This is a genomic window from Crenothrix sp. (assembly GCF_043729335.1).
Classification (GTDB): Bacteria; Pseudomonadota; Gammaproteobacteria; order Methylococcales; family Methylomonadaceae; genus Crenothrix.
This window is the reverse complement of sequence record NZ_JAYTLQ010000056.1, coordinates 66,246-78,569: the sequence shown is the minus strand read 5'-3', so window position 1 is coordinate 78,569 and position 12,324 is coordinate 66,246. Positions and strand designations below refer to the sequence as shown.

The following is a 12,324-nucleotide window of genomic DNA, read 5'->3' as shown; positions in this document are numbered from 1 at the left end:
CTATTATGGCAACTCATTAGAAATTTCTAACCACTGGCCATCTATTCTTTGTTGTAATGGTTGGTAATTGCTTTTATAAGCCATTTTTTGACAACTGCTGATCCAAAAGCCTAAATAAACGAATTCACGCTGCTGTAATTGTGCCTGTTCGATTTGCCAAAGTACGGCATAGGTGCCAAGGCTATGGCTGGAAAATTTGGAGTCGAAAAACGTGTATACCGCTGATAACGCATTGGGTAGCTGATCGACAATGGCGACCCCCGCTAGTGTGCCTTCTATGGAAAACTCGACAAACACCGTATCGCACCACGAGCTGCCAAGAAAGTTAATGTAATCTTGGGGGCTGGCATCGGCCATAGAACCATCGGCATGTCGGCTGGCTTGGTAGCGGCAATACAAATCGTAATGCTGTTGTTCAAACACAGCCGGTTTAATAATGGTTTGTGTAGTGGTGTTGTTTTGCCAGCAGCGTTTTTGGCTGCGGTTAGGTTTGAAATCACTAGCCCGTAATCGGACAGGGATGCAGGCGTGGCAATGTAGACAATGCGGTGCATAGACGTTATCACCGCTGCGGCGAAAACCTTGCTCGATAAGCTGGGCGTAAATAGCCGTGGTAAGATTAAAGCCCGGATGTACAAAAATTGATTGGGCACGTTGTTGCTCAAGATAGCTGCAAGAGTGTTCACCATTTAGCAGCAAAGGGATAGAAATCATCCGGTTTGCCAAGCTTTTGTATGCACACTGGCGTCACAGTATTGGGTAAGCAGTTTTTTAAACTCGTCGCGTTTAATTTCTTCAGCACCTAAGCTGGCCAGATGGTTGGTGTGTACTTGGCAATCAATCATTTGATAACCCCAGTCTTTAAATTGTTGTATTAAATGTATAAAAGCCACTTTGGAGGCATCGGTTTGGGTGTGGAACATGGATTCGCCAAAAAAAACCTGTCCGATAGCTACGCCGTAAAGACCGCCTACCAGCTCGTTATCACACCAAGCTTCCACAGAATGCGCCATGCCCAGCTGATGCAATTCGCGGTAAGCACAATCCATTTCCGAGGTTATCCAGGTGCCTGTACTTTGTTGTCTTGGCTGCGCACAGGCGTTAATGACGTCATCAAAAGCTTGATCGAACGTTACCGAAAAAATGGCTTTGCGCAACGTTTTTTTTAAGCTGCGTGAGATAATGAGTTTATGGGGGAACAGTACCAGACGGGGGTCGGGCGACCACCACAGGATAGGATCGTCAGGGTTAAACCAGGGAAACACACCATGTCGATACGCGTTTAATAGCCGTTTTTTTGACAAGCAGCCGCCGATGGCTAATAAACCATCAGGGACACTCAGTGCTTTATTGAGTGTAGGAAATTCTTGTTCAGGATTGTTGGCATCCAGTACAGTAAGCGGCATGAGTACGTTTCGCACAGAGGATTAGAGCATTTTTTTAAGCATCAATAAAAAAAAAGAAGTTGAGCCAGGTTTTTTGCCTTAACTTAATTCATCCAGAAATTTTTCGGCATCCAGTGCCGCCATACAGCCTGCTCCCGCCGAAGTAATCGCCTGTTTGTACACAGAATCCATTACGTCACCTGCTGCAAATACGCCTTCTACGCTGGTAGATGTGGCATTGCCGGTAATGCCGCTTTTTACTTTAATATAGCCGTGTTCCATGTCCAGCTGACCTTCAAAAATACCGGTGTTGGGTGTATGGCCAATAGCAATAAACACGCCGTGTAAATCGATGTCTTTGGTTGAGCCATCCAGTGAGCTTTTTATACGCATACCGGTCACGCCGGAATTATCGCCCAACACTTCATCCAGTTCGTGATGCCATTCTATGACCACATTGCCGGTTTTGGATTTTTCAATCAGCTTATCGGACAGTATTTTTTCAGAACGGAATTTGTCGCGGCGGTGGATAACGGTGACTTTTGAAGCGATATTAGACAGGTAAAGTGCTTCCTCAACAGCGGTATTGCCGCCGCCAATAACGGCAACCGGTTTGTTTTTGTAGAAAAAACCATCGCAGGTTGCACACGCAGACACCCCTTTGCCTTTAAACGCTTCTTCGGAATCCAGGCCTAAATACCGTGCTGATGCGCCGGTGGCAATAATCAGTGCATCACACGTATAGGTGCCGGAATCGCCGGTTAAGGTAAACGGACGTTTGGAAAGATCAGCAGAATTTATGTGGTCATAAACTATTTCAGTATCAAAACGCTCGGCGTGGCGCAGCATTCTGTCCATGAGATCAGGGCCTTGTAAGCCTTCCACATCGCCGGGCCAGTTATCCACTTCTGTGGTGGTGGTGAGCTGGCCGCCTTGTTGCATACCGGTGATAATGACCGGATTTAAATTGGCACGCGCTGCATAAATAGCAGCAGTATATCCTGCAGGGCCAGAGCCCAGAATCAGAAGGCGGCAATGTTTGTTGGTGCTCATTAATTAAACTCCATAAGGTGCAGGTAAAGTTTAGATTATATCAGCTATGGCGGTGGATTAGTTTTCAGGAACTGAGGGGCTTTAACGAGTTTTGAAGGCTTTTTGTGCCTCTGGTATACAGGATTTAGCCAATAATAACCACTAGGACAGACTTTAATATCAATAATTCACGACTGGCATCGCACAGTTAATCTAAAAAATGTATCATGCGATTATTTTAAAATATTCGGGTGTGCGTTGTGAGTGAATACGAAAAATCCAAAACACCAAGACGTGTGGCGGCTGTTGTTTATCTGCTAGTAATGATGTTTGTATTAGGCGGTACTTATCTGTCACAACGGCAAAAACAAATGGCTGACAATGTTGACGCTAGCAATCCACAAGCTACCAATATGCCATATTAAGCAAGGATAGATGAAGGCGACAAAGCTATTGTTTGGTGGCATTCATTTTGATTTTAAACAAAATCCGCTATAGTTGGCGTAATTAAAACATTATTGCAGGGGTTATACATGCAGCATTTTCGTCTTTCTATGATTGTTTCGGTGCTTTGTCTCGGTGCGGCATTTTACTGGGGCGGTATTATGGGAGCAGTCCTCGCTATCATCTTGGGTATTCTTGAAGTCAGTTTGTCATTTGATAATGCCGTAGTGAATGCGTCTGTATTGAAACGTATGGATGAGCGTTGGCAAGGTTATTTTTTAACCTGGGGTATTTTAATTGCCGTATTCGGCATGCGTTTATTGTTTCCGATTTTAATTGTTTCAGCGGCAACCGGTGTTGGCTTTGTGGGCGTTACGCAAATGGCGCTGCATGATACCGCGACCTATGCCAAGTACCTCGAAGATGCTCATGTGCAAATTTCAGCCTTTGGCGGTATGTTTTTGCTAATGGTGTTTTTCTCCTTTATTTTTAATCCCGACAAAGAACTGCATTGGTTAGGAAAAATAGAAGAAAAAATGTCAGCAATGGGTAAGCTTGAAGCCATTGAAATCATCCTGGCGCTGCTTTTATTAGTGACTATTCAAAACGGAATGCCTGAAGCCATTCGTCTTAAGGTGTTGGTTGCTGGCATGTGGGGCGTTATTTTATATGTTGTGGTTGATAGTTTGGCGAGCTTTTTCGATAATGCCGATGAAGGTGAAGAAGCGACCGCGATGATTAAAAAAGCCGGTGCGATGAGCTTTTTGTATCTGGAAGTATTGGACGCGTCGTTTTCGTTTGATGGTGTTATTGGTGCATTTGCTATCACCCAGGACGTTATTATCATTATGCTGGGTTTGGCTATTGGCGCTATGTTTGTACGGAGTTTGACCGTATATTTGGTGCGCCAAGGTACTTTGGATGAGTATGTGTTTTTGGAGCACGGCGCACATTATGCGATTGGCGTGTTGGCCGGATTAATGTTAATCAGTATGAGTATTCATGTCCCTGAGATTATTACCGGTTTAACGGGGGCAATATTGATTGGCTTGTCGGTATTTTCTTCTATTCGGTATAAAAAAGCGATGGAGTAGAATTGCTGTAATATGGGGTGTGATCCGAGCTTAAACAAGCCGAATTACACCTTGCCAAGTTGAACTATGCTATGCTCTGTATATACACAGTAACGGGGCGGAAATGCATTTTGAATGGGATGAAGGTAAAAACAAGCTGCTTGATGCCAACCGAGGCGTTTGTTTTGAAGACGTATTAATAGCGATTAGCGAAAACAGGTTGCTCGATGTTTTACCACATCATAATCCTGCCAAATACCCTAATCAGAAGCTTTTTATCGTTCAAATACGCGACTATGTTTATTACGTTCCTTTTATAGAAAATGAAGCCAGTATTTTTTTTAAAAATATAATTCCAAGTCGCAAGTACCAGAAAAAATATTCAGGAAGTGCCAAGCATGACAACTAAACTTTCGGCAGAAGAAACAGCGATTATTAATTACGTTGAAGGCAGTCAGTCTACAAGTGTTGATAACGTGGAAAGTGAAAAAAATCGTTATATGCAAATAGCCCGCGCTCAAATAAGTAAGAAAAAAGCGATTAGCATTAGGCTATTGGAAAGTGATATTGAGCGACTTAAGGCCAAATCTTTTAGCCAGGGCTTGCCGTATCAAACCCTTATCAGTTCACTTATTCATCAATATGCGAATGGCAAAATAAAACTTGATAGTTAAGTTGATATTCATGTGGCTAAGATTATTACCGGTTTAACGGGGGCAATATTGATTGCTTTGTCGGTGTTTTCGTCTATTCGGTATAAAAAAGCGATGCAGTAGTTTTTTATTTGATTCACGCCCTTTTTATGGGGCGTGTGTGCAATGGGTTCATTTATCACGTTCTGGTTTTTGCCTTAAGGTATCGGTTTTGTTGACTTAATACAGAGTAGTCAGACACAATACCTTGTTTGATTGCAAATAATTTTTTATTTCCCTCTATGGGTAATCGCAATTCCCACCCCAATATTTTGATTTCAGTTTCCAACTTATCGTTTTCGCGCGGCAACAAGAAAATATTTGACGATATTTCTTTAGATTTCGAGCGCGGCAAAATTACCGCCATCATGGGGCCTAGCGGCACGGGCAAAACCACCTTATTAAAAATAATCGGTGGCCAGCTATTGCCTGAGCGCGGCACGGTGCTGGTTGATGGCCAGAACGTCCACCAGTTACGGCGCGTTGATCTATTCACCCTGCGTAAACGCATGGGCATGCTGTTCCAAAGCGGCGCGTTGTTAACGGATATGAACGTCTTCGACAACGTCGCTTTCCCCTTGCGTGAACATACTAAACTAACCGAATCCATGATCCGCACCTTGGTGTTGATGAAACTGGAAGCGGTAGGTTTACGCGGTGCCTATAACTTAATGGCCAATGAATTGTCTGGCGGCATGGCCAGGCGGGTGGCTTTAGCTAGAGCCATTGTGCTTGATCCAATGATGATCATGTACGACGAACCGTTTACCGGCCAGGATCCAATCTCAATGGGCGTGCTCGTGCATTTGATTAAAGCCTTAAATAAGACTTTGGGGCTAACCAGTATCATTGTGTCCCATGATGTCCACGAAACCGCTGCGATTGCCGATTACATCTATATTATTTCCGAGGGTAAAGTGGTAGGGCAGGGTACACCGGATGAAATTAAACAGTCTGATTCCGAATGGGTGCAGCAATTTATGACCGGTGCTGCCGATGGCCCCGTACATTTTCACTACCCAGCCAAAGACTATGCGGACGATTTATTGTCGTCAGGGAAGCGCTATTAATGGATTGTTATCACTATGATTGAGTTATTTGCCCATCTGGGTAAAAGCACCCGTACCAGTTTCCGTAAATTGGGACGGGCGACATTTTTTTTGCTGCAATGCCTGTCGGGCATCGGCAGCGTATTGCTACGGCCACGTTTGTTGCTAAACCAGCTACACTCGGTCGGCGTATTGTCGTTTTTAATTATCAGTATCTCCGGCTTGTTTGTGGGTATGGTGTTGGGTTTGCAAGGTTTTTATATTTTGTCTGACTTTGGCGCAGAAGAAACCTTGGGTGTTATGGTCGCTGCCTCCTTGGTGAGGGAGCTTGGGCCAGTAGTCGCGGCATTATTATTTGCCGGACGCGCAGGTTCAGCTTTAACGGCAGAAATAGGCCTGATGAAAGCCACCGAGCAGTTGTCCGGCATGGAAATGATGGCGGTGGATCCGATCAAGCGCATTATCTCGCCACGCTTTTTGGCCGGATTTATCTCCATGCCGTTACTGGCAGCACTGTTCAGTGCGATTGGTATTGTTGGCGGACAGATTGTCGGCTCTGGTTTGCTGGGTGTGGACGAGGGCGCGTATTGGTCGCAAATGCAGGCCAAGCTGGATTTTTTTGATGATATTATCAACGGCGTGATCAAAAGCGTGGTGTTCGGTTTTATCACCAGCTGGATCGCTTTATTTGAAGGTTACGATGCCATCCCCACTTCCGAAGGCATTAGTCGCGCCACCACACGGACGGTTGTCAATTCTGCTTTTAGTATATTAGGTCTGGATTTTATCCTGACCGCCCTCATGTTTGGAGATGATTAACATGCAGCACACCTCTACACAAGACACGCTTGTTGGCCTGTTTGTGGCCGCCGGTATCGCGGCGTTGTTTTTTTTGGCATTGCAAGTCAGTAACTTAAGCTCGTTTACCGACAAGGACAGTTACACATTAGTGGCTCGTTTTGAAAACTCTGGCGGTTTAAAAGTAAAATCACCGGTTTCGGCGGCGGGTGTTAAAATAGGCCAGATCAGTGATATTAGCCTGGATCCCAAGACTTACCAATCCGTCGTCAAAATGAGCATTTATTCGCAATACAATCATATCCCCAGCGATACCACTGCCAGTGTGTTTACCGCAGGGTTATTAGGTGAACAATATGTCAGTCTTGAGCCAGGCGGTTCCGAAGAGTTTTTAAAGAACAACGAAACGGTTGAAATCACCCAATCGGCGATTATTCTTGAAAAAGCCATCGGCCAGTTCCTGTTTAAATCCGCAGAAGAAAAAAAGTGAGTTCACTGACTATCAGCAAGCAGGGGACGGATTGTTTTAGTGTGGAAGGGGATTTAACCTTCGCCGCAATTAGCGCACGGTTGACCACGTTATTTGCTTTCTTAACGCCATCAAAACAAATTACCATTGATTTTACGCAAGTCACTTCCGCTGATAGTGCGGGTCTTGCCTTGCTGATCGAATGGAAGAAAATTGCCCGTACCAACAAAAGCCAGCTGGTATTAAAAAATATTCCCAAACAATTACTCATGCTTGCAGGGCTCAGTGGTTTTGATCTGACAAGTCATTTTACAATTCAGCCTGATTAGCCCAAGTGGCGGATGCAGGTTTAAATTAAAGACACTAACGGTTTACGAATGGATAAATTAATAATTACCGGTGGCGCCAGACTTTCCGGGGAACTGCGTATTTCGGGCGCCAAGAATGCGGCATTGCCTATTTTAGCGGCTACCTTGTTGTCACAAGCGCCGGTCACTGTCGGTAACGTACCGCATTTGCACGACATCACTACTACGCTGGAATTGCTCGGCCGTATGGGTGTGCATCTGCTGGTTGACGAACGCATGAACATTGAAATCGATAGCAGCAAAATTACCAGTTTTGTCGCACCGTATGAGCTGGTTAAAACCATGCGAGCCTCCATTTTAGTGTTAGGGCCGTTATTGGCGCGCTTTGGTGAAGCGCATGTATCTTTGCCGGGCGGTTGTGCAATTGGCACGCGTCCGGTGGATATTCATTTGAATGGTTTAATCAAAATGGGCGCGGATATTACTGTGGAAAACGGTTTTATCCACGCTAAAGCCAAACGTCTAAAAGGTTGTCGATTGGTGCTGGAGCAAGTGACGGTAACCGGCACGGAAAACTTGTTGATGGCAGCGGTGTTGGCAGAAGGCACCACCATTATGGAAAATGCCGCTAAAGAACCCGAAGTCAGCGATTTGGCGCATTTTTTGAATAAAATGGGCGCAAAAATTACCGGTATCGGCACCGATGTTCTGGTGATTGAGGGTGTCGAAAAATTGGGCGTAGAAAGCGTTCATTACAATATTATGCCGGATCGTATCGAAACCGGTACTTACCTGTGTGCGGCGGCTATCACGGGTGGTAAGGTTAAACTCAAAAATACCCGTCCTGATATTTTAGATGCCGTGCTGGATAAATTGATAGAAGCCGGTGCTGACATTCAGACCGGTGAAGATTGGATTAGCTTGGATATGCACGGCAAAAGACCCAAAGCGGTATCTTTACGCACATCCCCGTATCCGGCTTTCCCGACCGATATGCAAGCGCAGTTTATTGCTATGAATACCGTTGCCGACGGTGTCGGTATCGTCATAGAGACGATTTTCGAAAACCGTTTTATGCATGTCAATGAATTACAGCGTATGGGTGCGGATATCCGCTTGGAATCCAATACAGCGATTTGTACCGGCATTAAAAAGCTCACCGGAGCGCCGGTGATGGCAACGGATTTGCGTGCTTCTGCCAGCCTTGTGATTGCGGCATTGATTGCAGAAGGTGATACTTTGGTGGATCGTATCTACCATATTGATCGTGGTTACGACCATATCGAAGAAAAATTGACGCAATTGGGCGCGACCATCCGTCGTGTACCGAACTGAGGAGTCGGTTATGTTGACAATTGCAGTCTCCAAAGGCCGTATCTACGAGGAAGCCTTGCCGTTATTGGCTGAGGTAGGCATTGAGCCGATTGATGACCCAAAAACCTGTCGTAAATTAATTTTGCGCACCACACGCGATGATGTGCAGTTGGTTATTATCCGTGCAACCGATGTGCCGACGTTTGTGGAATACGGTGCAGCGGATTTAGGCATTGCCGGTAAAGATGTATTACTGGAGCATGGCGCGGAAAGCCTGTACGAACCGCTGGATTTAAACATTGCTCGTTGCCGTCTGATGACCGCCGCGCACAAAAATGCACCGCCGCCGCACGGGCGTATTAGGGTGGCCACCAAGTACGTAAAAATTGCCCAGAAATATTTTGCCAGCCAAGGCATACAGGCGGAAATTATCAAGCTGTATGGTTCTATGGAGCTTGCGCCGTTGGTAGGACTTGCTGATTGTATCGTGGATTTGGTGGATACTGGCAATACGTTACGCGCTAACGATCTGGAGCCACGTGAGCATATTATGGACATCAGTTCGCGCTTGGTGGTTAACAAGGCCGCGATGAAAATGAAAAATCAGGCCATTGCCACTTTGCTGGATCAGCTTGAAAAAAACATTGCCCAAAAAGTTAGTTAGGCCCTACAAATAGCGGCTCAATTGTTTTCTTTGCAAGAGATTCTTCCCGATGGATTTTGAATGGGACTCACAAAAAGCAGATATTAACTTTAAGAAACATGACGTTTCTTTTGACGAAGCCGCATCTGTATTTGGAGATTTTTTATCGTTCACTTATCCTGATACGGGACATTCAATTCGGGAAAAACGCTATATTATTATTGGCTTTTCCAGCGAAAATAGAGTATTGGTCATAGCGCATACCTATCGTGCCGAAGCAATCAGAATCATCAGTGCTCGGCAGGCAACCAAACGAGAAAGAGACTTCTATGAATCCAGAAAATGATGATGAATTAAACGATGAGCTTCTTGACGAATATGACTTTTCCAAGATGGAAAACGGTGTTCGTGGCAAATATGCCCAACAATATCATGAGGGCGTAAAGCTCATTATGCTTGAGGCTGACGTGGCACAAGTATTTCCTGATGCGAAATCGGTCAACGACGCATTAAGGGCTTTATCAAAAATTATTTTGCAACATCAAAAAACAGCATAGAGCTAAACTTTATGGCATCGGCCTTTGCACATATTGCAGTGCCCGCCGTGTTGTACGCTGTCTGCAAATGCCGGTCAGTCAATTTCAGGTTATTTTTGCTGGCGGCACTACCGCTGTATTGCCAGATGCGGACGTGATTGCGTTTGAATTTGAAATCCCGTATCAATCGCAATGGGGGCATAGGGGATTTACGCATTCTTTGGTGTTTGCCGCTGTGGTAGCCTTATTTTGCTCGGTTTTCCACACGCAATTACGGTCAAACTCGTTCACTGTATTTTGGTTTTGTTTCGTATCATGTGCATCACATGGGCTTTTAGATGCGTTAACAAACGGCGGCTTTGGTGTGGCGTTCTAGTGGCCGTTCAGTTTAGATAGACTATTTTTTCCCTTCAGGCCGATACAAGTGTCTCCGATAGGAGTTAGTCGGTTTTTTTCAGAACGAGGGTTAAAAGTACTACGCTCTGAGTTTGTTTGGGTATTTATGCCTGCATTAGCACTGGTTGTTGCGGGTGTTTTGCTGAGGAAGAAGCAGGAACGCCAATGATGAAAGTCTATTTAAGGTAACCTGCAATAAAATGTAGGATACGGCGTAGCCACGTTGCTTAATCAACTGAAAAAAGCGCTAGCCCAGAGGGAACGGACTTATTTGTATCACTAAGTCGTGACGTAATTGTTTTTTGTTAGGTGATGACATGAATTTTCATATTGAATACGAGCAAGAAACAGATGGCCGCTGGCTTGCGGAAGTACCTGGAATTCCAGGTGTTCTGGCCTATGGCACGACAGCTAATGAAGCAATGGCCAAGGCTGAAATATTAGCGCTTCGTGTACTTGCTGAGCGCATTGAATCGGAATAATGCCTACCTATGGCCATTACGATTGAACTTGTTGCCGCATGAGCCATTGGCCTTCCGCAAAAGCCAGGCAAGTTCTTGCTGCTTTACTTGCCATAGGCTGGGAAATTAAGCGGCAATCAGGCTCCCATCGCACTTTATCTCGCGCAGGTTGGCCTGATGTGGTTTTCGCTTTCCATGATGGCGAAGAAATTGGGTCGCTTATGATTGCCCGCATTGCTAAACATACGGGCCTAACACCAGACGATTTATAAACAAAAAATTGGTTTGGTGTTGTGTGTTCGCGTTAAATCATGGGAATTAATATAACTATTTACGCATTTGTAGTTTCTATCCACTATTGAATTTGAATATTATGCCTTTATTAAATATCACCCAACTGGATGCGTCAGCAGCGGATTTCCAACAACAATTAAAATCGCTGTTAGCTTTTGATGAAAGCGACGATCTGGACATTCAACACCGTGTTTTGGATATTATTGCCGATGTGCGAAAACGCGGCGATCAGGCAGTGCTGGACTACACCAATCGTTTTGATAAGCGCAACGTCAGTTTGGCCAGCGACTTAGAACTACCTAAAGCCGCTTTATTGGCGGCTTGGCAAAATTTACCGACTGAACAAGCACACGCTTTGCAAGTTGCCGCTGACCGAATCCGCGCTTATGCTGAACACCAAAAACTGCAACCGTGGCAGTTTACCGAAGCGGATGGCACGGTGCTAGGGCAAAAGATCACCCCGCTGGAACGTGTTGGCCTGTACGTGCCTGGCGGTAAAGCTGCGTACCCGTCCTCTGTGTTAATGAACGCCATTCCGGCCAAAGTGGCAGGTGTCGGTGAATTAATTATGGTAGTACCAACGCCCAATGGCGAAACTAACGCGATGGTATTGGCGGCGGCGCATTTGGCCGGTGTGGATCGTGTGTTTAGCATTGGTGGCGCACAGGCGGTGGCCGCGTTAGCCTATGGCACTGAAACTATTCCAGCGGTCGCCAAAATAGTCGGCCCTGGCAATATTTATGTGGCGACCGCCAAAAAGCTGGTGTTTGGCCAAGTCGGTATTGACATGATCGCAGGCCCCTCGGAAATATTAATTATCTGCGATGGCAAAACCAACCCCGATTGGATTGCGATGGATTTGTTCTCACAAGCTGAGCATGACGAAAACGCGCAAGCGATTTTAATCAGTGATGATGCCGATTACTTGCTGGCTGTTGAGCAGAGCATTAATAAACTGCTGCCCACTATGGAGCGTGCCGATATTATCAAAGCATCGTTATCAACGCGCGGTGCATTCATTAAAGTCGCCAATTTACTGGAAGCTGCCGCCGTTGCCAACAGCATCGCGCCAGAACATTTGGAGCTGTCGGTAGAAGACCCTGAAGCCCTGAGCCAACATATACGCCACGCCGGTGCCATCTTTATGGGGCGCTATACCGCAGAAGCCTTAGGTGATTATTGTGCAGGGCCTAACCATGTGTTGCCAACATCCAGCACGGCACGGTATTCATCACCTTTGGGGGTGTATGATTTCCAAAAACGTACCAGTTTGATCAATTTCTCAGCGGCGGGCGCGGACAGTTTAGGTAAAATCGCCTCTGTATTAGCACGGGGCGAAAGCTTAACGGCGCATGCGCGGTCTGCGGAATATCGGATTAAATAACTTAGTTATCCACGAAAATAACATCAGTCTGTAGATTGGGGTGACC

At 45.6% G+C, this 12,324-nt stretch carries 19 protein-coding genes; 16 read left to right on the top strand and 3 right to left on the bottom strand.

Annotated features, from left to right (window positions below):
* Nucleotides 1-3: 3 nt before the first annotated feature.
* The 3 genes from ACHZC4_RS13010 to trxB all read right to left on the bottom strand — a co-directional run bounded on the left by ACHZC4_RS13010 (nt 4) and on the right by trxB (nt 2,438).
* On the bottom strand, nt 4-714 hold the full coding sequence (locus ACHZC4_RS13010) for an arginyltransferase (protein ID WP_394754296.1): 711 nt from the start codon (nt 712-714) through the stop codon (nt 4-6).
* Entirely contained in the window at nt 711-1,406 is a 696-nt protein-coding gene (gene aat, locus ACHZC4_RS13005) for a leucyl/phenylalanyl-tRNA--protein transferase (RefSeq protein ID WP_394754295.1), read from the bottom strand. The genes ACHZC4_RS13010 and aat overlap by 4 nt, the downstream gene beginning before the upstream one ends.
* A 78-nt stretch (nt 1,407-1,484) precedes the next feature.
* Nucleotides 1,485-2,438, bottom strand: a complete 954-nt coding sequence (gene trxB / locus ACHZC4_RS13000; protein ID WP_394754294.1) for a thioredoxin-disulfide reductase — start codon at nt 2,436-2,438, stop codon at nt 1,485-1,487.
* Nucleotides 2,439-2,677: 239 nt separating this feature from the next.
* Between trxB and ACHZC4_RS12995 the strand changes: the two genes are divergently transcribed.
* From ACHZC4_RS12995 to hisD, 16 genes are all read left to right on the top strand, one after another.
* Nucleotides 2,678-2,842, top strand: a complete 165-nt coding sequence (locus tag ACHZC4_RS12995; protein ID WP_394754293.1) for a hypothetical protein — start codon at nt 2,678-2,680, stop codon at nt 2,840-2,842.
* Nucleotides 2,843-2,950: 108 nt separating this feature from the next.
* Nucleotides 2,951-3,955, top strand: coding sequence for a DUF475 domain-containing protein (locus tag ACHZC4_RS12990; protein ID WP_394754292.1), 1,005 nt, complete (start codon nt 2,951-2,953; stop codon nt 3,953-3,955).
* A 103-nt stretch (nt 3,956-4,058) separates the two neighbouring features.
* Nucleotides 4,059-4,343 carry a toxin gene (locus ACHZC4_RS12985; RefSeq protein ID WP_394754291.1) on the top strand — a complete coding sequence of 95 codons (285 nt, stop codon included), beginning with the start codon at nt 4,059-4,061 and terminating at the stop codon, nt 4,341-4,343.
* Nucleotides 4,333-4,608 (top strand): hypothetical protein, encoded by a 276-nt coding sequence (locus tag ACHZC4_RS12980; protein WP_394754290.1) that lies wholly within the window; start codon nt 4,333-4,335, stop codon nt 4,606-4,608. Before ACHZC4_RS12985 ends, ACHZC4_RS12980 begins: the two co-directional genes overlap by 11 nt.
* A 260-nt stretch (nt 4,609-4,868) precedes the next feature.
* Nucleotides 4,869-5,696: an ABC transporter ATP-binding protein gene (locus ACHZC4_RS12975; protein ID WP_394754289.1), complete on the top strand. Its 828-nt coding sequence runs from the start codon at nt 4,869-4,871 to the stop codon at nt 5,694-5,696.
* A gap of 15 nt (nt 5,697-5,711) precedes the next feature.
* Complete coding sequence (gene mlaE, locus ACHZC4_RS12970) at nt 5,712-6,494, top strand: lipid asymmetry maintenance ABC transporter permease subunit MlaE (protein WP_394754288.1); 783 nt, start codon at nt 5,712-5,714, stop codon at nt 6,492-6,494.
* A 1-nt stretch (nt 6,495) separates the two neighbouring features.
* Complete coding sequence (gene mlaD / locus ACHZC4_RS12965; protein ID WP_394754287.1) at nt 6,496-6,963, top strand: outer membrane lipid asymmetry maintenance protein MlaD; 468 nt, start codon at nt 6,496-6,498, stop codon at nt 6,961-6,963.
* Nucleotides 6,960-7,271, top strand: a complete 312-nt coding sequence (locus tag ACHZC4_RS12960; RefSeq protein ID WP_394754286.1) for a lipid asymmetry maintenance protein MlaB — start codon at nt 6,960-6,962, stop codon at nt 7,269-7,271. The genes mlaD and ACHZC4_RS12960 overlap by 4 nt, the downstream gene beginning before the upstream one ends.
* A 48-nt stretch (nt 7,272-7,319) precedes the next feature.
* A complete protein-coding gene (gene murA / locus ACHZC4_RS12955; protein ID WP_394754285.1) occupies nt 7,320-8,585 on the top strand; it encodes a UDP-N-acetylglucosamine 1-carboxyvinyltransferase in 1,266 nt (421 codons plus the stop codon).
* A gap of 10 nt (nt 8,586-8,595) precedes the next feature.
* A complete protein-coding gene (hisG, locus tag ACHZC4_RS12950) occupies nt 8,596-9,228 on the top strand; it encodes an ATP phosphoribosyltransferase (protein WP_394754284.1) in 633 nt (210 codons plus the stop codon).
* A gap of 49 nt (nt 9,229-9,277) precedes the next feature.
* A complete protein-coding gene (locus ACHZC4_RS12945; RefSeq protein ID WP_394754283.1) occupies nt 9,278-9,553 on the top strand; it encodes a BrnT family toxin in 276 nt (91 codons plus the stop codon).
* On the top strand, nt 9,537-9,764 hold the full coding sequence (locus ACHZC4_RS12940; RefSeq protein ID WP_394754282.1) for a hypothetical protein: 228 nt from the start codon (nt 9,537-9,539) through the stop codon (nt 9,762-9,764). Before ACHZC4_RS12945 ends, ACHZC4_RS12940 begins: the two co-directional genes overlap by 17 nt.
* A 67-nt stretch (nt 9,765-9,831) precedes the next feature.
* Complete coding sequence (locus tag ACHZC4_RS12935; protein ID WP_394754281.1) at nt 9,832-10,119, top strand: metal-dependent hydrolase; 288 nt, start codon at nt 9,832-9,834, stop codon at nt 10,117-10,119.
* Between the two features lie 337 nt (nt 10,120-10,456).
* Nucleotides 10,457-10,621, top strand: coding sequence for a type II toxin-antitoxin system HicB family antitoxin (locus ACHZC4_RS12930; protein WP_394754280.1), 165 nt, complete (start codon nt 10,457-10,459; stop codon nt 10,619-10,621).
* Between the two features lie 38 nt (nt 10,622-10,659).
* Nucleotides 10,660-10,872, top strand: coding sequence for a type II toxin-antitoxin system HicA family toxin (locus ACHZC4_RS12925; RefSeq protein WP_394754279.1), 213 nt, complete (start codon nt 10,660-10,662; stop codon nt 10,870-10,872).
* Nucleotides 10,873-10,973: 101 nt separating this feature from the next.
* Complete coding sequence (hisD, locus tag ACHZC4_RS12920; protein WP_394754278.1) at nt 10,974-12,278, top strand: histidinol dehydrogenase; 1,305 nt, start codon at nt 10,974-10,976, stop codon at nt 12,276-12,278.
* Nucleotides 12,279-12,324: the final 46 nt, after the last annotated feature.